This is a genomic window from Micromonospora sp. KC213, from assembly GCF_004348325.1.
GTDB lineage: Bacteria > Actinomycetota > Actinomycetes > Mycobacteriales > Micromonosporaceae > Micromonospora.
The window spans coordinates 1-21,637 of sequence record NZ_SMKF01000100.1 but is presented as its reverse complement, the minus strand read 5'-3'; the positions used below and the strand labels follow the sequence as shown (position 1 = coordinate 21,637).

At 72.1% G+C, this 21,637-nt stretch carries 22 protein-coding genes and 1 pseudogene; 11 read left to right on the top strand and 12 right to left on the bottom strand.

Annotated elements, in window-relative coordinates:
* Positions 1-624 precede the first annotated feature (624 nt).
* Positions 625-2,745 carry a cellulose binding domain-containing protein gene (locus tag E1166_RS19740; RefSeq protein WP_132340852.1) on the top strand — a complete coding sequence of 707 codons (2,121 nt, stop codon included), beginning with the start codon at positions 625-627 and terminating at the stop codon, positions 2,743-2,745.
* 65 nt (positions 2,746-2,810) lie between these two features.
* On the opposite strand, the pseudogene E1166_RS19735 reads toward E1166_RS19740, so the two are convergent.
* Both E1166_RS19735 and E1166_RS19730 read right to left on the bottom strand, forming a co-directional pair.
* Positions 2,811-3,346 (bottom strand): annotated as a pseudogene (locus E1166_RS19735) (RNA 2'-phosphotransferase).
* Between the two features lie 87 nt (positions 3,347-3,433).
* A complete protein-coding gene (locus tag E1166_RS19730; RefSeq protein ID WP_132271162.1) occupies positions 3,434-4,282 on the bottom strand; it encodes an SDR family oxidoreductase in 849 nt (282 codons plus the stop codon).
* 105 nt (positions 4,283-4,387) lie between these two features.
* On the opposite strand from E1166_RS19730, the gene E1166_RS19725 reads away from it, so the two are divergent.
* A complete protein-coding gene (locus tag E1166_RS19725) occupies positions 4,388-4,756 on the top strand; it encodes a helix-turn-helix domain-containing protein (RefSeq protein ID WP_132340850.1) in 369 nt (122 codons plus the stop codon).
* 453 nt (positions 4,757-5,209) lie between these two features.
* Here the strand turns inward: E1166_RS19725 and tatC are convergent, their stop codons facing one another.
* From tatC to E1166_RS19700, 5 genes are all read right to left on the bottom strand, one after another.
* Positions 5,210-6,163: a twin-arginine translocase subunit TatC gene (gene tatC, locus E1166_RS19720; protein WP_132267574.1), complete on the bottom strand. Its 954-nt coding sequence runs from the start codon at positions 6,161-6,163 to the stop codon at positions 5,210-5,212.
* A 19-nt stretch (positions 6,164-6,182) separates the two neighbouring features.
* On the bottom strand, positions 6,183-6,512 hold the full coding sequence (gene tatA / locus E1166_RS19715) for a Sec-independent protein translocase subunit TatA (protein WP_132340848.1): 330 nt from the start codon (positions 6,510-6,512) through the stop codon (positions 6,183-6,185).
* A gap of 211 nt (positions 6,513-6,723) precedes the next feature.
* Positions 6,724-6,972, bottom strand: coding sequence for a hypothetical protein (locus E1166_RS19710; RefSeq protein ID WP_132267570.1), 249 nt, complete (start codon positions 6,970-6,972; stop codon positions 6,724-6,726).
* Positions 6,973-6,982: 10 nt separating this feature from the next.
* A complete protein-coding gene (locus tag E1166_RS19705; protein ID WP_132340846.1) occupies positions 6,983-8,002 on the bottom strand; it encodes a YafY family protein in 1,020 nt (339 codons plus the stop codon).
* Positions 7,999-8,997 (bottom strand): WYL domain-containing protein, encoded by a 999-nt coding sequence (locus tag E1166_RS19700; RefSeq protein WP_132340844.1) that lies wholly within the window; start codon positions 8,995-8,997, stop codon positions 7,999-8,001. The genes E1166_RS19705 and E1166_RS19700 overlap by 4 nt, the downstream gene beginning before the upstream one ends.
* 510 nt (positions 8,998-9,507) lie before the next feature.
* Between E1166_RS19700 and E1166_RS19695 the strand changes: the two genes are divergently transcribed.
* The 3 genes from E1166_RS19695 (at position 9,508) to E1166_RS19685 (ending at position 12,292) form a co-directional block, all read left to right on the top strand.
* A complete protein-coding gene (locus E1166_RS19695) occupies positions 9,508-10,503 on the top strand; it encodes a cation diffusion facilitator family transporter (protein WP_132340842.1) in 996 nt (331 codons plus the stop codon).
* A 78-nt stretch (positions 10,504-10,581) separates the two neighbouring features.
* Complete coding sequence (locus E1166_RS19690; protein ID WP_132340840.1) at positions 10,582-11,133, top strand: DUF5872 domain-containing protein; 552 nt, start codon at positions 10,582-10,584, stop codon at positions 11,131-11,133.
* Between the two features lie 55 nt (positions 11,134-11,188).
* Positions 11,189-12,292 carry a DUF3866 family protein gene (locus E1166_RS19685; RefSeq protein ID WP_132340838.1) on the top strand — a complete coding sequence of 368 codons (1,104 nt, stop codon included), beginning with the start codon at positions 11,189-11,191 and terminating at the stop codon, positions 12,290-12,292.
* Here the strand turns inward: E1166_RS19685 and E1166_RS19680 are convergent.
* Positions 12,277-12,825: a carboxymuconolactone decarboxylase family protein gene (locus E1166_RS19680; protein WP_132340836.1), complete on the bottom strand. Its 549-nt coding sequence runs from the start codon at positions 12,823-12,825 to the stop codon at positions 12,277-12,279. The two genes, E1166_RS19685 and E1166_RS19680, sit on opposite strands and share 16 nt — an antisense overlap.
* Positions 12,826-13,052: 227 nt before the next feature.
* Between E1166_RS19680 and E1166_RS19675 the strand changes: the two genes are divergently transcribed.
* Positions 13,053-14,000, top strand: coding sequence for a hypothetical protein (locus tag E1166_RS19675; RefSeq protein ID WP_132340834.1), 948 nt, complete (start codon positions 13,053-13,055; stop codon positions 13,998-14,000).
* Between the two features lie 36 nt (positions 14,001-14,036).
* On the opposite strand, the gene E1166_RS19670 is transcribed toward E1166_RS19675, so the two are convergent.
* From E1166_RS19670 to rfbA, 4 genes are all read right to left on the bottom strand, one after another.
* On the bottom strand, positions 14,037-14,234 hold the full coding sequence (locus E1166_RS19670; RefSeq protein ID WP_132267544.1) for a hypothetical protein: 198 nt from the start codon (positions 14,232-14,234) through the stop codon (positions 14,037-14,039).
* A gap of 63 nt (positions 14,235-14,297) precedes the next feature.
* Positions 14,298-15,656 carry a Pup--protein ligase gene (gene pafA, locus E1166_RS19665; RefSeq protein WP_132267542.1) on the bottom strand — a complete coding sequence of 453 codons (1,359 nt, stop codon included), beginning with the start codon at positions 15,654-15,656 and terminating at the stop codon, positions 14,298-14,300.
* Between the two features lie 68 nt (positions 15,657-15,724).
* A complete protein-coding gene (rfbC, locus tag E1166_RS19660) occupies positions 15,725-16,348 on the bottom strand; it encodes a dTDP-4-dehydrorhamnose 3,5-epimerase (RefSeq protein WP_132340832.1) in 624 nt (207 codons plus the stop codon).
* Between the two features lie 114 nt (positions 16,349-16,462).
* Positions 16,463-17,341, bottom strand: a complete 879-nt coding sequence (gene rfbA, locus E1166_RS19655; protein ID WP_132340830.1) for a glucose-1-phosphate thymidylyltransferase RfbA — start codon at positions 17,339-17,341, stop codon at positions 16,463-16,465.
* An 87-nt stretch (positions 17,342-17,428) separates the two neighbouring features.
* Here rfbA and rfbB point away from each other — a divergent pair, with 87 nt between their 5' ends.
* From rfbB to E1166_RS19630, 5 genes are all read left to right on the top strand, one after another.
* A complete protein-coding gene (gene rfbB / locus E1166_RS19650) occupies positions 17,429-18,430 on the top strand; it encodes a dTDP-glucose 4,6-dehydratase (RefSeq protein ID WP_132340828.1) in 1,002 nt (333 codons plus the stop codon).
* Complete coding sequence (gene rfbD, locus E1166_RS19645) at positions 18,427-19,314, top strand: dTDP-4-dehydrorhamnose reductase (RefSeq protein ID WP_132340826.1); 888 nt, start codon at positions 18,427-18,429, stop codon at positions 19,312-19,314. The genes rfbB and rfbD overlap by 4 nt, the downstream gene beginning before the upstream one ends.
* Positions 19,311-19,697: a DUF2304 domain-containing protein gene (locus E1166_RS19640; RefSeq protein WP_132267527.1), complete on the top strand. Its 387-nt coding sequence runs from the start codon at positions 19,311-19,313 to the stop codon at positions 19,695-19,697. The genes rfbD and E1166_RS19640 overlap by 4 nt, the downstream gene beginning before the upstream one ends.
* Complete coding sequence (locus tag E1166_RS19635) at positions 19,690-20,391, top strand: glycosyltransferase family 2 protein (RefSeq protein ID WP_132340824.1); 702 nt, start codon at positions 19,690-19,692, stop codon at positions 20,389-20,391. The genes E1166_RS19640 and E1166_RS19635 overlap by 8 nt, the downstream gene beginning before the upstream one ends.
* On the top strand, positions 20,391-21,637 hold a 1,247-nt coding region (locus tag E1166_RS19630), incomplete at its 3' end, for a polysaccharide biosynthesis protein (protein WP_243710439.1). The genes E1166_RS19635 and E1166_RS19630, both read left to right, overlap by 1 nt.

The following is a 21,637-nucleotide window of genomic DNA, read 5'->3' as shown; positions in this document are numbered from 1 at the left end:
GGTGGGGTGCCGGGTGGACCACGGCGGGTGAACCCAGCCGGGCATCGACAGGGACCCGCGGCGGGCCGCACCGACGGAAGCGCGTGCCCGCAGCGATGGCGGGGTGGGTGAAGGACGAGGGCGCCGCGGATTGCGACGCCGCTCGCCGGACGGGGTGCCCCGGCGCCGATCGGCGGCGATCGCGCCCGCCGGAGACATCGGAGCCGGCACCTGGATGAGAAGTGGTGTCCCCTCGCCACCGGTGACGAATTGCTCGTGCGGCGACGTGCCGCTCGGTCACCGGAGCGTGCCCTGTACTCCCGCGCAGCAGAATAGCGTGTTATCGCTCACATCCTCAAGCATTGATCATAAACAATGCATCGTTTGTGGGGAACAGTCGGGCAATCGACGACTCCGCCGCTTGAAGAGCCGCCAGCACCCATGGGATTCTTGACCGTCAATGGGTTTGCCCCGCGCGGGGGCCGACGGTCGTCCCATGGGCACCCGGGCATGTCCCGGGGGGCGACACAGCTGCGATCGCGCCACCGACCAGCCCGTCCGTGACTCCGCCCACCGTCTGCCCGGCGTGATCTGATCACCACCGGTCGGGCGGCCCTGTCGTGATCCGACGCGAAGGAATCCGCCATGCGCACTGCGACCACCCCTGCCCGTTCCCGGCCACCGGTGCCGCAGGGGCGACCATCGACCCGCCCCGCCCGCCGGACAGCGCTGGCGGCGAGCCTGCTGCTCGCCGCCGGCCTGCTCACCACGAACCCGCCGACCGCCGGCGCCGCGCCCGCACCCACGCCGGTGACGGTGACGGTGAACGCGCGGGCCGGTCTCGCCACCGTCCCGGCCACCGCGCTCGGCGTCAACCACGCCATCTGGGACGCCAACCTCGGCACCGACCAGACGTCGGACATGCTGAAGGCGGCAGGCGTCCGGATGCTGCGCTATCCGGGCGGTTCGTACGCCGACATCTACCACTGGAAGGACCACACCGCGCCCGGCGGGTACGTCGCCCCCGGCACCGACTTCGACACGTTCATGGCGGCCGCCAGACGGGTCGGCGCCCAGCCGATAATCATCGCCAACTACGGCACCGGCACCCCGGCGGAGGCCGCCGACTGGGTGCGGTACGCCAACGTCACCAAGGGTTACGGCGCCAAATGGTGGACGGTCGGCAACGAGAACTACGGCAACGGCCACTACGGCTCGGCCTGGGAGGCCGACCACCACCCCGACAAGAGCGCGACGTACTACGCGAACCTGGTGGTCGAGTACGCCGACGCGATGAAGGCGGTCGACCCGAGCATCAAGGTCGGCGCGGTGCTGACCATACCCGGGAACTGGCCCGACGGGATCACCGCCGGAAACGACCCGGGCCCGTGGAACCAGACGGTGCTCTCCATCGCCGGACCGAAGATCGACTTCGTCGACGTGCACTGGTACCCGGGCGGCACCGCCGCCGAGTCGTTGGCGCGGGTCAACCACATCCCCGACGCGGTCTGGCTGCTGCGCCAGCAGATCGCCCGGTACGCCGGCCCGAACGCCGCCCGCATCGACATCAGCCTCACCGAGCTCAACGTCGATCAGGGCCGCAACACCCAGCCGGGGGCGCTGTTCCTGGCCGAGGCCTACAGCGAACTGCTGCAGAACGGGGTGTTCACGGTCCAGTGGTGGAACGTGCACAACGGCATCGACCGGGTGTCGCAGGTGGCCGGACACACCGACTACGGCGACTTCGGCATGCTCTCCAGCGGCGGCTGCACCTCCGACGGCTCGGTCTGCCAGCCGCCGCTGAACACGCCGTTCGCGCCGTACCACGGGCTGAGCATGATGAACCTGTTCGCCCAGCCCGGCAACCAGTTCGTCCGGGCCGGCACCGACCGGCCGCTGGTCACCGCGCACGCCGTACGTCGGGCCAACGGGGAGATCGCGGTGCTGCTGGTGAACAAGGATCCGGACAACGCGCACCCGGTCACCATCGACTACGCCGGGTTCACCCCGTCGGCGGACGCACCGACGGTGCACACCCTCACCAACGGGGCCGCCGGCATCACCACCGGCCAGACCGGCAGCGCGACCAACCGGACCCTGCCGCCGTACTCGTTGACCACGCTGGTGGTGCGCCCCGCCGAGGTGGTCACGGGCGGGCCGGCCGCGCCCCGCACGCCCGCCGTCAGCGCGGTGACCGACCGGAGCGCGACCATCTTCTGGCCCGCGCTGCCGCCTCAGGCCGGCCCGCCGGTCAAGTACGAGGTGTACCGGCAGCACGGGACGGTCAGCGAGCAGCTCGGCGAGACGACCGGCAGCTCGTTCACCGTCGGCAACCTGAGCCCGGGCACCCGGTACACCGTCAACGTGCTCGCCCGGGACACCGCCGGCCGACTCTCCTGGCCCTCACCGCCGCTGACCTTCGTCACCGGCAACCCGACCGGCAGCGCCTGTGCCGTCCGCTTCACCAAGAACAACGACTGGGGCAACGGCTACATCGGCGGCGTCGACATCGTCAACAACGACGTCAACCCGATCGACGGTTGGACGCTCACCTGGACCTGGCCGACAACCTGGCAGCAGGCCGGCAGCGGCTGGAGCGGCAACTGGGAGCAGACCGGCACCACTGTCACGGTCACCAACACCGACGACAGCCGGAGGATCGCCCCCGGCGGCAGCACCAGCGCCGGCTTCGTCGGCGCGTACAGCGGCCCGAACGTCCTGCCCACCACGTTCCGGCTCAACGGCACCGTCTGCACCACCCTGTGAGGGCCCGGCCCGGGCAGCCCCGATGACCAAGGCCGGCCGGCGGGGTCCGTGGACCCCGCCGGCGGTCAGGCCAGGTAGGCCGGCGGCACCGCGTCGGTGAGCCACACCCCGTTGTCGCTGCGGTAGAAGACGTACCCGTCCCGGGCCATCGCCGCCGCCTTCACGGTCAGCACCACCACCGCGCCGCCCCGGCGGGTGCCGACCCGCCGGGCCGTCGCCACGTCTGCCGACAGGTGTACGTGGTGTCGCCCGCCGCGGCGCAGTCCGGTGGCCCGGATCGAGTCGAGCACCGACGCCCCGGTGCCGTGGAAAAGCTGGGCGGGCGGGTGTGCGGGGCCAGGCCCAGGTCCACGGGGATGGAGTGGCCCTGACTGGCCCTGATCCGCTCCACCCCGTCGACGCCCCGCTGCACGGCGAAGCGCTGCTTGTCGTTGCCGGACACCACCGCGTCGAGCGCGGCCCGGTCGATCCGCATCGCCGTGAGCAAATCGTCGACGGTGACCCAGCCGGCCGGGTCAGGGGCGAGCCCGTACCTACCGGGCTGGTGCCGCAGCGCCCGGGACATCCGCTTGCTGACCCGCACCAGCTCCTGTTGATCCATTCCCGCATTGTCGGCTACCGCCTAGCCCGGTGCGAACGTCTTGTCGTCCTGCCCGGCAGCGGTGCTGTCGGGCAGGACGACGTCGGGTCAGAGCGCGGCCCGGATCGCCTCGGCCAGGGTGGTGGGCCGACGGCCGATCAGCTTCTCCAGGTCGGCCACCGCCACGTACAGCTCACCTCGGGCCAGGCCCTGGTCGGCGTCGGCGAGGACCGCCGCGTACGCCTCGGGCAGCCCGGCGGAGACCAGCAGCGCGGTGTACCCGTCGGCCGGCAGGTCGGTGTAGCGGACCTCCCGGCCGGACTGCCGGGCCAGCTCGGTGGCCAGCTCGGTCAGGGTGAACGCCTCGCCGCCCAGCTCGTACACCTGACCGGCGTGACCGTCGGTGGTGAGCACCTCGGCGGCGGCGTCGGCGTAGTCGGCCCGGGCGGCGGCGCTGACCCGGCCGTCGGCGGCCGATCCGGCGACACCGTGTGCCAGGTAGGTGGGCAGCTGGGCGGTGTAGTTCTCCAGGTACCAGCTGTTGCGCAGCAGCACGACCGGCAGGCCGGAGGCGCGCAGTTCCTCCTCGGTCGCCCGGTGCTCGGCGGCCAGGATCATCTGCGCGCTGTCGGCCTGGGTGATGCTGGTGTAGGCGACCAGCCCGACGCCGGCCTCGCGGGCGGCGGCGATCACGTTGCGGTGCTGGGCCAGCCGCTGGCCGACCTCGCTGCTGGAGACGAACATCAGCTTCTCTGCGCCGTCGAACGCGGCCCGCAACGAGGCGGGGTCGGTGTAGTCGGCGGCACGGACGACGACCCCACGATCGGCCAGGTCGGTGAGCCGGGCCACGTCGCGGCCGAGCGCGACGATCTGGCCGGCCGGGACGCCCCGGCGCAGCAGGGACTCGACGATCAGGCGGCCCAGGTGGCCGGTGGCGCCGGTGACGACGATCGACATGACGTGCTCCTTAGATGCTGAGTGCAACTTGCACCCTGGTCAACGGGAAGGATTCCCCGTTACTTCCCGTTGGAGAGAAGGCACCTTGAAGTACGTCGCGAACTGATGGAGAGTGAGCAGGTGGAACCGGACCCGTTCAACCGCAACTGCGGCAGCAGGCAGATTCTCGACCGCATCGGTGACCGGTGGAGCGTGCTCGTGGTGCTCACCCTCGCCGACGGCAGCCGACGCTACAGCGAGCTGGCCACCCGCATCGACGGCATCAGCCAGAAGATGCTCACCCAGACGCTGCGCGGGCTGGAACGCGACGGCCTCGTCACCCGAACCGTGCACGCCAGCATCCCGCCCCGGGTCGACTACGCCCTCACCGACCTGGGTCGCAACCTGCTCGATTTGGTCGCCGGGCTGGAGTCGTGGGCCACCACGCACCTGGCCGAGGTGGAAGCCGCCCGCGCCCGCTACGACGCCCGCTGAACGGGCGGGTGCGCGGACGGCGGTTCGGCAGGGCAGACTGCGGGGATGGACCGACTGGCGGAGATCGCGGATCGGCTGATCGTCGACGGCGTCGTCGGGGTCTGCCTGGGACACAGCCGGGCGAGCGCGTCCGAGCCGAGCGGACCCGCCACTATCCGGAGCCACTCCGTGAAGCGCTGATCGCCAGCGCGCGGCGGGAGGCCACGTTCATCCCGGCCCGCGCCCGCGAGGGGCGGTGACGCCACGTTCGACCCATGGCGGTCAGCCAGAACCGGCCGGGGGGTGGGCTACCGAGGCAGGATTGGGCCTCCCGAACGAACACGGTCGACTCCGATTGCGGCAGATCGCCGTGTCCCGGCGGCCGGACACCACAACCTGCCGCAATCCGCGAGCCCACCCCACCCCGACCGGCCAGGGCTAACCGGTCAGGCTCGGGTGGCCGGCCGCCGGCCGTCAGGTCATGTCGTCGAAGCGGCGGTCGATCGGCGCGGGCTTCGCGACCGGCTCCGGCGTGGCCACCGGCGCCGGAATCTCCAGCTCCGGGGTGGCCGTGACCGGCTCGTCGTCCAACTGCAAAGGCGAGACCTCGTCGTCGGCGAGACCGGCGTAGATCTCCTTGCCCCGCCCCCGCCGCCTGTCGTTGAGGAAGGCGACCCCGACCGCGCCGAAGTAGAGCGCGGACAGGCAGATCGCCAGTGCGGTCATGCCGAACGGGTCCGGGGTCGGGGTGACCACCGCCGAGAAGGCGAAGAACACGAAGACCGCCACCCGCCACCAGCTCAGCAGCTTCCGGGCGCTGACCAGCCCGACGAAGTTGAGCATCAGCACGACCAGCGGGAACTCGAACGCCACCCCGAACAGCAGGATCAGGTTGGTGACGAAGGAGATGTACCGGGTGATCTCCAGCGTGGTGGTGATGTCGCCACCCGCCGAGATGTTGAGCAGGAACTCCAGCCCTTTGGCGGTGACGAAGTAGGCCAGCACCGCGCCTGCGGCGAACAGCGGCGCGGCCAGCGCCGTGAAGATATACGCGTACCGCCGCTCGTGCCGGTGCAGGCCGGGAGCGATGAACGCCCACAGCTGGTAGAGCCAGACCGGGGCGGCCACGATCAGGCCGACCCAGAGCGCCACCTTCATCTGCAGCAGGAGCAGGTCCGCCGCGCCCAGCTGCACGAAGTTGCACTGGCCGGTTGCCAGTCTCGCCTTCTCCAGGCCGCAGTAGGGCTCCTGCAGCAGGTGCAGCACCGGGTTGGACAGCCAAAAGCCGAAGCCGAAACCGACAACGATGGCCAGCGAGGCACGGAACAGGCGGGTACGCAGCTCACGGAAGTGCTCCATGAGCGTCATGGACCCGTCGGCGGCCCGTTCGAACTTGCTCGGGCCGCGCTTACGGAGCGCGAAGGCCACGGTGCTCGGGCCCCTTCGGTCAGTTGTCGCGGACGCGCTGCACCGGGTCTACCGGCGGGGCGAGCGGCTGCTGCGGGGCCTGCGGCGCGTACTGCTGCTGCGGCTGCGCGTAGGGCTGCTGCACGTACTGCTGCTGCGGGGTCTGCGGCGACAGCGGCTGGTAGCCGGCCTGCGCGTCGGCCTTCTCGGCCAGGTCACGGTCGTCGTCGTGCAGGCTCTTGGTCTCCGCCTTGATGATCCGCAGCGAGCGGCCCAGCGAGCGGGCCGCGTCGGGGAGCCGCTTCGCGCCGAAGAGCAGGATCAGCACAACCACGAGTACGGCGATGTGCCACGGCTTGAGGGCACCCATGGGAAGCTCCAGTCGCTCTGTGTCGAGGGTGGGTCGCAGTCCATCGTACGTGCGTCACGGGCCGTTGCCACCCGCCGGGGCCACTGCTGACGGGGCCGGCCGGTGAAGTCTTGACCACCGGGAAGTGCCCCGTCAACCATCCGCACACGATCGTCCGTACGGGCAACGGCGCAGGAACGCGCAGCTCGCGCGCTTCACCGACCGGAGTCGATCACTTCCCGCGCTTGGCCCTGATCAACGCGACCCGTTCCTGGGTCACCTCGGCCCGCCGTTGCAGCGCCTCGGCCCGTTCCTGGAGCGCCTCGGCCGTCTCGCGCAACGCCTCCGCCTCGGTCTGGCGCCGTTGCAGGGCCAGCACCGCCCGGCGCAGCCGGGGCAGCCGCGCCACCACCGGCCGGACCGCCAGGGCCAGCACGACGAGCGCGAACAGCACCACCGCGAGCACGATCCACTTCACCACGCGGGTCAGCCTACCGGGGGCCGCTCTCCCCCGCCGGGTCGACCGACGGCGCCGCGCCGACCGGTGCCGCGTACGCCTCCAGCGCGGCGGCGGCCTGGGCGCGGACCTGCTCGGCCAGCTCGGCCGGGGCGACCACGGTGACCTCCGGCCCCAGCCCGAGCACGAACCGGCGGGCCCAGCCCAGGTCGGTCACCCGCAGCGACACCAGCCACCGGTCGCCGTCGGCCTCCACCCGCTCGCAGGGGTAGTACTCGGTGATCCACCGCTCCCCCCGACCGATCCGCAGGGTGATCAGCGGCAGGTCCGGCGAGGGGCGGAAGACACCGTCGCTGAGGTCGTGCCGGCGGGCCTGCGGCGGAACCGTGGCGGGCTCGTCGAGTTCGGTGACCGCGTCGATCCGGTCGGCCCGGAACAACCGCACCCCCTCCACCCGCCGGCACCACGCCTCCACGTACGCCCGGCCGCCGACCATAAGCATCCGCAGCGGGTCGATGATCCGCTCGGTGGTCTCGTCGCGGGCCGCCGTGTAGTAGGTGATCCGCAACGCCCGACCCCGCTCGACAGCGGCGCTGAGCTCGCGTACCCGCTCGGTGTCGCCGGGCAGCCGCACCGCCACCGGGGCGCCGACCAGGTCCCCGGCCGCGCTCTCTATCTTGGCGAGCGCCCGCTCGACGGCCTCCCGGTTGGTCACCCCCGGCGTTTCGGCGAGCATCCGCAACGCCACCACCAGGGCGAGCGCCTCGTCCGGGGTGAGCCGCAGCGGCCGGTCGATACCGGCGTCGTAGGTGATGGTAACCCGGTCGCCGTCGAAGGCCATGTCGATCAGGTCACCGGGGCCGTACCCAGGCAGTCCGCAGACCCAGAGCAGCTCCAGGTCCTCCCGGAGCTGCCGCTCGGTGACGCCCAGGTCCCGCGCCGCCTCGGCGATCTCGATGCCGGGGCGGGCCAGCAGGTAGGGCACCAGGTTGAGCAGCCGGGCCAGCCGGTCGGCGGAGGTGCGGGGACCGCCCCGGGCGGCCGGGCGGGTCACCGGGCACCTCCGGCCACAACCAGCTCCTCGTGTCGGGCGGCGATCTCCTTGAGCCGTTGGATGACCGCGTCCCGCAGCTCCGGCGGGTCCAGCACCCGCACGTCCGGGCCGTACCCGACGAGCTGCCGGGCGAGGTAGTCGGGGTCGGCGTACGGCAGGGTCAACAGGTCCCCGTCGGAAACCGGCTCGGTCCGCACCGCCCAACGGCGCAGGCCGGCGGCCCGGCCCGGGGCGGCCAGCACGGTGGCCCGGCCGGTCCGCTCCACCGGCCCCGACCAGCGGGCGACGTGGCTGATCAGATCCACACCGGCGGGCGGTTCGAAGCCACCCGGTTGCCCGATCACCCGGACCGGACCCACCACGCGGGAAAGCCGGAAGCAGCGGGTGGCGCCGCGGTCCAGGTCGTGGCCGACCACGTACCAGCGGCCCCGCCAGCAGACCACACCCCACGGTTGCAGTCGACGCCGGCTCGGCGCGTCCCGGTCCGGCACCCGGTAGTCGAAGCCGACCTCGCGCCGGTCCCGGGCGGCGGCGGTCAGCGGCGCGAACGCCGGGTCGACGGTCATCATCGGCTCCAGCCCCAGGGTGGCCTGCGGGTCGACGTCCACGCCGGCGGCGCGCAGCTTCGCCAGACCGGAGGAGGCGGCGGCGGCCAGCCCGGCGTGCTGCCAGAGCCGCGCGGCGATGCCCACCGCGGCGGCCTCGTCCGGTTCGAGGGGGATGTCCGGCAGCGCGTACTCGCGGTGGGCGATCCGGTAGCCGGGCTCGGCGTCGAAGACGCTGGCCGTTCCGGTTTCCAGCGGCACGCCCAGCTCACGCAGCTCGGCCTTGTCCCGTTCGAACTTGCGCTGGAAGGCCTCGTGCTCCTTCGGGTCGCCCGGATCGTGCTCGTAACCGGGCACGGTCGCGGCGATCTGGGCGGCGGTCAGGAACCGTCGCGTGGACAGCAGACAGATCACGAGGTTGACCAGGCGTTCGGTACGGTTCCGCGACACGGGTGAACGCTAGCAGCCCGCGCGGCAGACCCGTGCACCCGCGCGGGCGCGCCGGCGGCGCGGCCCCGCGCCGCCACCGCCGCAGGCCAGCCATCCGATCGCCTCGATGAGCAGTTTGGTACAGTCGGCGCCCGCCAGGATGATCACGAGCGCGTTCCCAGCCAGTACGTCGGGACGACGCTGGACAAGAGAAGGCCCTACCTCACCGAGGACCAGATGCGCTTCGGTGGCGACGGTGTCCAGGGCATCGACGTCCTGGAGGCGAACACGGTCTTCTACACGTGGGCCTGACAGCTCGTCTCGGAGAAGGCCGACCTGACCAGTGCGACGCTGTGTGAGGTCCGGGCTCCAGCGGTACGCCAGATCAGCGTGGCCCGGTCGCTTGGCGGTGGGCCCGGCCCGACGGGCAGCCGGGAACCGGGCCCGTACGGGCGCGTCGGGTACGGCCACCACGTACCGTCGCCGGACGGCCGCCGAACCCGGGACGGCAGGCCCTCTAGGGTGAGGCGCATGACGGCATCCGACAGCACGACCGAGAGCGTCGGCACGGTGGTGGTGGCGGGGGTGGCGAACCTCGCCATCGCGGTCGCGAAGCTGGCCGCCGGGCTGCTCTCCGGCTCGGCGGCGATGCTCTCCGAAGCCGCCCACTCGGTCGCCGACACCACCACCGAGGTGCTGCTCTACGTGGCGCTGCGCCGCAGCGCGCACCCCGCCGACGTACGGCACCCCTTCGGGTACGGCAAGGAGAGTTACGTCTGGGCGTTCCTCGCCGCGTTGTTCACCTTCGTCGCCGGGGCGGGGTTCGCCGTCACCCACGGCGTGACGACCATCCTGGTGCACGAACACGGCGGCGAGTACGGGGTCGCGTACGTCGTGCTGGCGGTCTCCTTCGCCATCGAGGCGGTCTCGCTGGCCCGGGCGGTACGCCAGATCCGCGCCGGGTCCCGCCGCTGGCGGACCACCCCCCGTCGGTTCCTGCGGCTGACCGCCGACACCACCGTGAAGGCCGTCTTCCTGGAGGACAGTGCGGCGCTGGTCGGCCTGGTGATCGCCGGCGCCGGGCTGGGCCTGTCGCACGCCACCGGCGACGAACTGTACGACGGCCTCGCCTCCATCCTGATCGGACTGTTGCTGCTGGTCGTGGCGATCATCCTGGCCAGGAACAACATCTCGTTGCTGGTGGGGCGGGCGGTACCGGAACGGCTGCACCGGGAGATCGAACGGGAACTCGCCGCGCTGCCGACGGTGCACCGGATCGACACCCTGCTGACCATGCAGCTCGGCCCGGACGACGTCCTGGTCGCCGCCAAGGTCGACTTCGACGACGACGCCACCGGCGCCGACATCGAGGCCGCCGCCGACGAGGCCGAGCGCCGGCTCACCGGACGCTACCCCCAGATCGGGTACGTCTTTCTCGACCCGACCCGGTCCGCGCCCGGGACGGACGGGCAGCGGGCCCGGCGGATCCAGGAGCGCCGCACCCCGGGCGGCCCCCACCGGACCTGACCCACCCGAGTAGAGCCCGTCACGGACCGCGACGGCCCCGGCACGCATGTGCCACAGTGCCCCGGGTAACGCTCCCCCATGGCGAAGTACACCAGGCCGCAACTACGCGAACAGCTCAAGGAGGAGATCAAGGCCTCCGACCGGGGCGGACGGCCGGGACAGTGGTCGGCCCGCAAGTCGCAACTGCTCACCAAGGAGTACCAGCGGCGCGGTGGTGGCTACCAGGGCCCGAAGGACGAGCGGCAGCGGTCCCTGCAACGGTGGGGGGCCGAACAGTGGCAGACCAGCAGCGGCGCCACCCGGGCGCGCAATGACGGCGAGACCCGCCGTTACCTGCCAAAACGGGCGTGGGAACAGTTGTCGGAACGGCAGCGACGGGCGACCGACAGCAGAAAGCGACAGGCGTCCAGGGCCGGGCGGCAGTACGTCGCCAACACCGGACCGGCCAGCCGGGCCCGCCGCGACGCCACCTCGGTCGGCCGACTGTCCGAACTACCGGTCGCCGAGGCGGTCACCCTCGTTCGTGACCTGGACGCCCGCCAGCTCAGGGCGGCACTGCGGCGCGAGCACGCCGGCAAGGGCCGCAAGACGCTCATCCGGCGGCTGGAGTCCGAGCTGCGCCGCCGATGACCGGACCGCCAGGGCCGATGGTGGCCCCCGACTCGGTGCCGATACCGTGCCGGGCATGGTGCGATGGCGGTCCGGGACGGTGGCGGCGGTACGGCGACGGTGGGCCGGCGCGGTGGAACTCGACGTCGACCTGCCCGACGGCGTGACCCTGCGTGCACTGGCGTACCCGGCCCTGGTGGGTGACCCGCGGTCCGGCGACCGGGTGCTGCTCAACGTCGGCGCCCTGCTGATGGGGCTGGGCACCGGCGGGTACGCCCTGGTGGTGGCGCTGCCCGACCGGCTCCCGCCGGACCCGCCGCAGGCCGCCGACACCCGCGATGCCGGCCACCTCGTGAAGGCCCGCTACACCCCGCTGCAAGCGATCACGATGGGGGTGGACGAGGAGGCATCCGCGCACCACGAACTGCTGGCCGGCGTGGACAGCCTGGACGACATGCCCGTGGTCACCGCCGACCTGCACTCCGCGCTGCCGGCGATCCTCGCCGGGATCCACGCCGACGCGCCGGCCGCGCGGGTGGCGTACGTGCTGACCGACGGCGGGGCGCTGCCGGCCTGGTTCTCCCGCACCCTCGACGGGCTGCGCGACCGGCTCGTCGGCACGGTCAGCGTGGGGCAGGCGTTCGGCGGTGACCTGGAGGCCACCACCGTGCACACCGGCCTGCTCGCCGCGCGGCACGTGCTGCGCGCCGAGGTCACGATCGTCGCCCAGGGGCCCGGCAACCTCGGCACCGGCACCCGGTGGGGGTTCTCCGGCGTCGGGGTCGGCGAGGCCGTCAACGCGGTCGCCACGCTGGGTGGGCGGCCGGTCGGGTCGCTGCGGATCTCCGACGCCGACCCGCGGCCCCGGCACCGTGGGGTGTCGCACCACAGCCTCACCGCGTACGGCCGGGTCGCCCTCGCCCCGGCCGACCTGGTCGTGCCGGACGGCCTGGCGGTGACGTTGGCCGCCGAGGTGGACGCCGCGCTGGTTCCCCTGGCCCGGCGGCACCGCGTGGTGCGGGTCGCCGTCGACGGCTTGGACGCGGCGCTGCGCGCCCTGCCGGTGACGCTGTCCACCATGGGCCGCCGGCTCGACGCCGACCACGCCTACTTCCTGGCGGCGGCGGCCGCCGGACGGCACGCCGCGCGGCTCACCCGGGCCGGTCACCCCGCCGCGTAGCCGTGCCGGACGATACGCGCCGCGGCCGTCTCGTACGTCCCGGGGTCGTCCGGAGCGAAGGTGCCGAGACCGTCGACGTAGCGGTTGAACATGCAGAAGGCCGCGGCGATGAGCACCGTGTCGTGGATCTCCAGATCGGTGGCGCCCGCCTGCCGTGCCGCGTCGATGAGCGCGGTGGTGACCTGTCGGCCGTCCTTCTGCACCGCGGCGGCGATCCGCAGGAGGGCCCGCAGCCGGTCACCGATCGGGGCGGCGTCGAGGTCGCAACGGACCTGTTCGACCAGTTCCGGGGCGGTGGGCAACTGGGCGGCGGCCAACGCCGAGTGGGACGCGCAGCAGAACCGGCACCCGTTGAGCCCGGAGACGTACGCCGCGATGAGCTCCCGCTGCCCGGGAGTCAGCGTCGGGTGCGGGGCGCGGAGCAGCACCTCGGCCAGTTCGTTGAGCGGCCGGGCGGTCTCCGGCCGGAACCGCATCGGCCCGGTGATCCCCGGGAAGGTCTTCTCGTCGAGCCCCAGATCGATGTGCGCCACCGGTCACCTCACGCCCCGCCGGCCGGTCGCCGGCTCTCCTCACCGGCAGCCTGGCCCGCCGGCTGTCCCGAATCAACTCCTGGTGTGCGCACCTGCGCCGCCCCGGTGGCCCCTGAACAACTGCGCACGTAGGAAGAAGGCTCTCCGCGCCGAGCGGTTCCATGCTGATGCCGACCTCGTGACGGGCACCTGCGTACCGTCACGCCCACGGGAGGAGAGCAGCCGCCATGACCCGATCCCCCGCCTATTCGACCCCGACCGCGAACCCGCCGATCCGACCGCACACGCCGCCGCGCCGGGCGCGGGTCGTGGCGCTCGCCGTCCTGGCCGGGATCCTGCTGGCCGTGCTCTGGTCGTTCGAACTGGTGGACAAGGTCATCGGCGACAACGTCGCGAACACCCTGCTCGGCCACGACGCCAAGACCACCGCCATCGCCGGCACCGCGGCCGGACTTCTGTTCGCCTTCGTCTCCGGCTTCGCCGGCACGTTCACCGCCTGCAACATCGCGATGGCGGCGTCGATCGGGCCGATGGGCCAGGCCGGCGGTCAGCAGGAGGCACCCGGTGGCCGGCCCGCGTTGCGGGCGATGCTGCGCCCGGTGGGTTGGCTCACCCTCGGCATGGTCGCCGTCTCGGCGACCTACGGTGCGGTCGGCGTGCTGCTCGGCGACCGCCTGCCGCAGTTGTCCACCGCCACTGTCGACGGCGTGCCGGTACGCATCATCCAGTCCTCGGTCGTGTTCGGCGTGATCGGGCTCGCGCTGATCTACCTGGGGCTGGCCGCGCTCGGCGTGCTGCCGGACGTGTTCGCCCGCAGGCCGGTGGCCCGGGTGGTCGCCATGGGGGCGTTGGTCGGCGGGTTCCTCGTCGGACGGCCGTACCCACTGTTTTACAAGCTCTTCCAGTGGGCGGCCGACACCGGCAACCCGCTGTACGGCGCGGCGGCGTTCACCCTCCAGTCGCTGGGCAACGTGGTGTTGGTGGCGCTGCTCTTCGCGGTGCTGGTGCTGGTCAGCCGGGGCCGTTTCCTGCGCTGGATGGCCGACCCGACCCGGGCCGCCGTGGTGACCGGCGGGTTGCTGATCGCCCTGGGCGTCTTCACCGTCGTGTACTGGGATCTGCGGGTACCCGCGTACTTCGGGGTCGGTTGGTTTCCCTCGATGCCGTACCGCTGACCGGGAGCAGGGCCGGCTGAGCCGAACGGCACCGGCTCAGCCGAGGATGAAGATCAACGCCAGCCAGCCTCCGACGATGGCGAGCAACGCGACCACCAGCACCCAGGTCGGCACCACGTACTCGCCGCGACGGTTGCGTTCGATCTCGGCGCGGATCTTCTCCCGGCGGCGCTCGACGAAGGTCAGCTTCTCGGTGCCGCCGCGCTCGCGGTCGGCCGGTTCGGAGGTGTTCATCGCCACGCCAGCGTACCGGGACTCCGGCGGCCGGTGCCCCGCGCACCGGCCGCCGGAGTCGGCTCACATACTGGCGATCAGCCGCTCCACCCGTTCGTCGTACGCCCGGAACGGGTCCTTGCAGAGCACCGTGCGCTGCGCCTGGTCGTTAAGCTTCAGGTGCACCCAGTCGACGGTGAAGTCCCGCCGCTTCTCCTGCGCGTGCCGGATGAACTCTCCACGCAGCCGCGCCCGGGTCGTCTGCGGCGGCGTCTCCTTCGCCTCGAAGATCTCTGGATCGGTGGCGACCCGGTCAACCTGCCCGCGCCGCTCCAGCAGCCCGTACAGGCCCCGGCCCCGACGCAGGTCGTGGTAGGCCAGATCCATCTGCGCGACCCGGGGGTGCGACAGCGGAAGGTCGTGTTTGCGCTGGTAGCGCTCGATCAGCCGCAGTTTGCTCACCCAGTCGATCTCCCGGGCCACCGGGTCCAGGTCGCCGGTCTCCACAGACCGCAGCACCCGACCCCACAGCTCGACCACCCGCTTGGCGGTCTGGTCGCCACCCCGCCGCTCGACGAACTCGGTCGCCTTGGCGAGGTACTCCTGCTGGATCTCCAGCGCGCTGACCTCCTTGCCGGAGGCAAGCCGGACCTTGCGCCGGCCGGTGATGTCGTGCGAGACCTCCCGGATGGCCCGGATCGGGTTCTCCAGGGTCAGGTCCCGCATCACCACGCCCGCCTCGATCATCCGCAGCACGATGTCGGCGCTGCCCACCTTCAGCAGCGTGGTGACCTCGTTCATGTTGGAGTCACCGACGATCACGTGCAGCCGGCGGTACCGCTCGGCGTCGGCGTGCGGCTCGTCGCGGGTGTTGATAATCGGGCGGCTGCGGGTGGTCGCCGAGGACACCCCCTCCCAGATGTGCTCCGCCCGCTGGGACAGGCAGTAGACCGCTCCCCTCGGGGTCTGCAGCACCTTGCCCGCGCCGCAGATCAACTGCCGGGTGACCAGGAACGGGATGAGCACGTCGGCGAGCCGACCGAACTCCCCGTGCCGGGAGACCAGGTAGTTCTCGTGACAGCCGTACGAGTTGCCGGCCGAATCGGTGTTGTTCTTGAACAGGTAGATCTCCCCGGCGATGCCCTCGTCGTGCAGCCGTTTCTCGGCGTCGACGAGCAGGCCCTCCAGAATCCGCTCACCGGCCCGGTCGTGGGCGACCAGGTCGGTGACCGAGTCGCACTCCGGAGTGGCGTACTCCGGGTGCGACCCGACGTCCAGGTAGAGCCGGGCGCCGTTGCGCAGGAACACGTTGCTCGACCGGCCCCACGACACGACGCGGCGGAAGAGGTACCGGGCAACCTCGTCGGGGGACAGCCGACGCTGCCCGCGGTAGGTACAGGTGACGCCGTACTCGGTCTCGAGGCCGAAGATTCGCCGCTCCATGATGTGACATTAGCCGCCCGGAGGCCCGGTTCGTCACTGTCACCGCGCGACTCGTCCCTCCCGGTGGATCACACCCCGTCCGAGTACGGCAGACCGCCCGGCCGCAGACTCGCGGTGAACGCCCGACATTCCTCGTACGCCGGCAGCAGCCCCGACTCGCGGGCCTGCGCCAGAGTCGGCGCGGCGGCGTCCCGGGCCGAGAGCGTCGGCACCTCGGCCGGCCACTCGATGGCCAGGTCGACGTCGAGCGGATGCACCGAGTGCTCGCCGGTCGGGTTGTAGGTGGTCGAGCAGAGATAGCTCAGCGTGGCGTCGTCGGTCAACGCGCAGAAGCCGTGCCCCAGCCCCTCGCTGAGGTACACCGCACGCCGGTCGACGTCGTCGAGCCGCACACCCTCCCAGCGGCCGAAGGTCGGCGAACCGACCCGCAGGTCCACGACCACGTCCAGCACCGCGCCTCGCACGCAGGTGACGTACTTGGCCTGGCCGGGCGGCACGTCGGCGAAGTGGATGCCGCGCACCACTCCGCGCGCGGACACCGACAGGTTGCCCTGCGCCAGGCGCAGCGGGTGGCCGACCGCCTCGGCGAGCCGGTCGAAGCGGTACCACTCCATGAACAGCCCGCGCGGGTCGCCGTGCTGCTGCGGGGTGATCTCCCAGGCGCCCTCGACGCCCAGCTCACGGATCTTCACTGTGCCTTCTCCGTTCGCGACTGCGGGGCTCGCAGAACCGGCTCACTCCTCGCGCTCACCCTGACATCTCCGTTCGCGACTGCGGGGCTCGCAGACCCCGCTCACTCCTCGCGCTCACCGGCTCTCCGCCCTCTCCGCCAGCAGGCCGAGCAGGTAGTCGCCGTAGCCGCTCTTGGTCAACGGCTCGGCCAGGGCACGCAGCCGATCGTCGTCGATCAGGCCGGCCCGCCAGGCCACCTCCTCGACGCAGCCGATCTTCATGCCCTGTCGCTCCTCGATCACCCGCACGAACTCAGCGGCCTGCATCATGGAGGCGAAGGTGCCGGTGTCCAGCCAGGCGGTACCCCGGTCCAGGACGGTGACCGACAGCTCACCGGCCGTCCGGTACGCCTCGTTCACGGCGGTGATCTCCAGCTCGCCCCGGGCGCTGGGCCTGAGAGCACGGGCGATCTCGACCACCCGGTTGTCGTAGAAGTAGAGCCCCGGCACCGCGTAGCGGGACTTCGGCTTCTCCGGCTTCTCCTCGATCGACAGCACCCTGCCGTCGGCGTCGAAGTCGACCACGCCGTACGCCTCCGGGTTCGCCACCGGGTACGCGAAGACCCGGCCGCCCTTCGGGTCACCGTCGGCGGCGAGCTGCCGGCCCAGGCCGGCGCCGTGGAAGATGTTGTCGCCGAGGATCAGCGCCACCGACTCGTCGCCGATGAAGTCGGCGCCGAGCACGAAGGCCTGCGCGATGCCCTCCGGGCGGGCCTGGGTGACGTACTCCAGCCGCAGGCCCCACTGGCTGCCGTCGCCGAGCAACCGCTGGAACTGGGCCTGGTCCTCGGGCGTGGTGATCACCAGGATCTCCCGCACCCCGGACATCACCAGCGTCGACAGCGGGTAGTAGACCATCGGCTTGTCGTAGATCGGCATCAGCTGCTTGGAGACCGCCCGGGTGATCGGCCAGAGCCGCGAACCGGTGCCGCCAGCGAGAAGGATTCCGCGCACCGGGGGAGACTACCCCCACCAGCGGGAACCGGACACCGGGGTCGCGTCCCCCGGCACCCCCGGGGGTTCGCGTACACTTCCGGACCCGTGAGGATTCTCGTCACCGGCGGAGCCGGATTCATCGGGTCGGAGTACGTACGGATGCTGCTGGGCGTGCCCGGCGGCGATGTCGCCGGCGTGCCCGCCGTCGAAACCACCGCGGTGACGGTGCTGGACAAGCTCACCTACTCCGGCAACCTGGCCAACCTCGCCCCGGTACGCGACGACGCGCGGCTGCGCTTCGTGCAGGGCGACATCTGCGACCCGGCCACCGTCGACGAGGTCGTCGCCGGCCACGACGTGATCGTGCACTTCGCCGCCGAGTCGCACGTCGACCGCTCCATCGCCGGCGCCGCCCCGTTCGTCACCACCAACGTGCTGGGCACCCAGACCCTGCTCGACGCCGCCCTGCGGCACGGCACCGACCGGTTCGTGCACGTCTCCACCGACGAGGTGTACGGCTCGATCGACGAGGGTTCGTGGACGGAGACCTGGCCGCTGTCGCCGAACTCCCCGTACTCGGCCTCCAAGGCCGGCTCGGACCTGCTCGCCCTGGCGTACCACCGCACCCACGGCATGGACGTGGTGGTCACCCGCTGCTCCAACAACTACGGGCCGTACCAGTTCCCGGAGAAGGTCATCCCGCTGTTCGTGACCAACCTGCTCGACGGCGGCACCGTCCCGCTCTACGGCGACGGCGGCAACGTCCGCGACTGGCTGCACGTGCACGACCACTGCCGGGGCATCGCCCTGGTGCAGCAGAAGGGCCGCGCCGGCGAGGTCTACAACATCGGCGGCGGCACCGAGCTGACCAACAAGGAACTCACCGCCCAGCTGCTGGAGGCCTGCGGCGCCGGCTGGGACCGGGTGGTGCCGGTGGCCGACCGCAAGGGCCACGACCGCCGCTACTCGCTGGACATCAGCAAGATCAGCGCTGAGCTGGGATATACCCCCAGCATCGACCTGGACCGTGGGCTGGCCGAGACGGTGCGCTGGTACCGCGACAACCGGGCCTGGTGGGAGCCGCTGAAGGCGGCCAGGGCCGGATGACCCGCGCCCTCGTCACCGGCGCGGGAGGCATGCTCGGGCGGGACCTGCTGGCCGTACTGGCCACCCGGCCCGACCTGACCGTGACCGCCGCCACCCGCGCCGAGCTGGACATCACCGACCCGCGGGCCGTCCGCGCCGCGGTCACCGGCCACGACGTGGTATTCAACACCGCCGCCTGGACCGACGTCGACGGCGCCGAGCAGGCCGAGGCCGAGGCCACCGCCGTGAACGGCGACGGCGTGGCACACCTCGCCCGGGCCTGCGCCGACACCGGGGCCCGGCTGGTCCACCTCTCCACCGACTACGTCTTCGCCGGCGACGGGGACACCCCGTACGCCGAGGACGCCCCCACCGACCCGGTCAACGCCTACGGGCGCAGCAAGCTGGCCGGGGAGCGGGCCGTGGTCCGATTTCTCCCCGAAACCGGCTACCTGGTGCGTACCGCCTGGCTCTACGGCGCGCACGGCCCGAACTTCGTGGCCACCATGCTGCGCCTGGCCGGTCAGCGGGAGCACCTCGACGTGGTCGACGACCAGCAGGGCCAGCCCACCTGGTCGTACGCGCTGGCCGACCGGCTGGTCGCGCTCGCCGACGCGGCCCTGGCCGGCCGTGCCCCCGCCGGGATCTACCACGGCACCTGTTCCGGCCGTACCACCTGGTACGGCCTGGCTCGCGCCGCGTTCGCCCTCGCCGGGCTGGACCCGGCGCGGATCCGCCCCACCACCAGCGACCGGTTTCCCCGTCCGGCCGCCCGACCGGCGTACAGTGTGCTAGGGCACGACCGTTGGTCGGCGGCCGGTCTGCCGCCGCTGCCGGACTGGCACGACACGCTGTCCGACGCCTTCGCATCCCCCAATCCACCCGCCCCGTGGAAGGCCGCATGAAGCTCACCCTGGTCACCGGTTTGACCGGTCTGATCCTGCTGGTCACCATCGTCGAGCTGCTGCGTCGCCGGCAGCTGCGCGAGAAGTACGGCATGCTCTGGCTCGCCGTCCTGCTGATCGTCATCCCGCTGTCGTTGTTCCCCCGCCTGCTGGACAACGTGGCCGGCTTCTTCGGCGTCGTCTCCGGCGTCAGCCTCGTTCTCTTCCTCGGCATCGTCTTCCTGCTGCTGGTGACAGTGCACCTGAGCTGGGAGGTCAGTGCCCTGGAGGAGGAGACCCGCACCCTGGCCGAAGACTTCGCCCTGCTCCGCGCCGAGGTCGAGGCGGAGCGGGCGGCCCGGACCCAATCCGCCCGAGACGAACTGGTGTCGCACGATGGTTAACGGCAAGCGCGTACTGATCATCATTCCCGCGCTCAACGAGGCCGGGTCGATCGCCGACGTGGTCGGCGAGGTGCGCGGCGAACTGCCCGGCGTCGACGTGCTCGTCGTCGACGACGGCTCCACCGACCGCACCGCCGCCGTGGCCGCCGCCGCCGGCGCCCGGGTGGCGAAGCTGCCGTACAACCTCGGCGTCGGCGGGGCCATGCGGCTCGGCTACCGGTACGCCCGGGACAACGGCTACGACGTCGCCATCCAGATCGACGCGGACGGCCAGCACGACCCGCGCTACGTGCCGAAGCTGGTCGATCTGCTCGACGACACCGACCTGGTCATCGGCGCCCGGTTCGCCGGCGAGGGCGACTACAACGTCCGCGGCCCCCGCCGGTGGGCCATGGTCATGCTGTCGCTGGTGCTGTCCCGGGTCGCGAAGACCAAGCTCACCGACACCACCTCCGGGTTCCGGGCCGCCAACCGGCGGGTCATCGAGATGTTCGCCGGCTGGTACCCGGCCGAGTACCTCGGCGACACCGTCGAGACCCTGGTGCACACCGCCCGGCGCGGCTACAAGATCCGCCAGGTGCCGGTGGCCATGCGCAAGCGGATGGCCGGCACGCCCAGCCACTCCCCCGCCAAGGCCATGATCTACCTGGGCCGCGCCTTCGCCGTACTGACGCTCGCGCTCATCCGCCGGTGATGCGGCGGCTGCTCGGCCTCGTCCCGCCCGGCACCCTCGCGGTGGGTGCCGGGCTGGCGCTGCTCGGTCTGGCCTCCTACGTCCACCTCGCGGTGGCCGGCCACAGCCTCACCAAGGACGACTACTCGTCGCTGTCGGTGCTCTGGTCGATCGTCTTCACCCTCGGCATCGGTGTGTTCATGCCGGTCGAGCAGGAGGTCGCCCGGGTCGTGGCCGCCCGCCGCACCCGAGGGCTGCCGCCGGGTCCGGTGCTGGCCCGCGGCGCCGCTCTCGCCGCCGGCGTGCTCGCGCTCATGGTGCTGGTCGTCCTCGCCGCCCACGGTCCGCTGACCGACCGGTTCTTCGCCGGTGACGGCGCGATGGTGTGGGTGCTCGTCGGGTCGCTCGCCGCCATGGCGGTCGCCTACACCACCCGCGGTGTCCTCTCCGGCCTGCAACTCTTTCCCTGGTACGGCGGCCAGCTCGGGGTGGACGGCGGACTGCGTATCGGCATGGTCGCCGTGCTGGGCCTCGCCGGCGTCACGTCCCCGCTCTGGTACGGCCTGGTGCTGGTGATCGCCCCGCTGGCCGGCGTCCTGCTCACCCTTCCGCCGGTGCTGCGCGCCGTCGGGAGCGGCCCGCCGGTGGCCTGGCGTGCGCTGCTGCGCGGTCTCGGCCTGCTCACCGCGTCCAGCCTGCTCTCCCAGGTCGTGGTCAACGTCGGCGTGATCAACGTCCGGCTGCTCGACCCCGAGGACGTCGTCACCGCCGGTGCGCTGCTCTCCGCCCTGGTGCTGGTCCGCATCCCGTTGTTCGTCTTCGCCTCCCTGCAGGCATCCCTGCTGCCCGGCCTGGCCACCTCCGCCAGCACCGGAGACCTGGACAGCTTCCACCGCCTGCTGCGCCGGGCGCTCGGCATCGTCACCGTGCTCGGCGTGCTCGGCGCGGTCGGTGCCGTCGCCCTCGGCCCGTGGCTGGTCGACGCGCTCTTCGACGCCGCCGGTGTGCTCGGCCACGGCGACTTCGCCTGGCTGGCCGCCGCCACCCTCGCCTACCTGTGGGCGATGGTGCTCGGCCAGGCGCTGCTCGCCCTGGACCGGCACCGCGCCCAGGCCGTCGCCTGGACGGTCGGGGTGGCCGCGCTGGTCGTGGTGACCCTCGCCCCGGTGGCCGTGGCGCTGCGCGTCGAGCTCGCCTACGCCGTCGGTTCGGTGGTGACCGCCGCCGTCATGGCGGTGCTGCTGCGCGCCCGGCCCCGTCCCCTTCC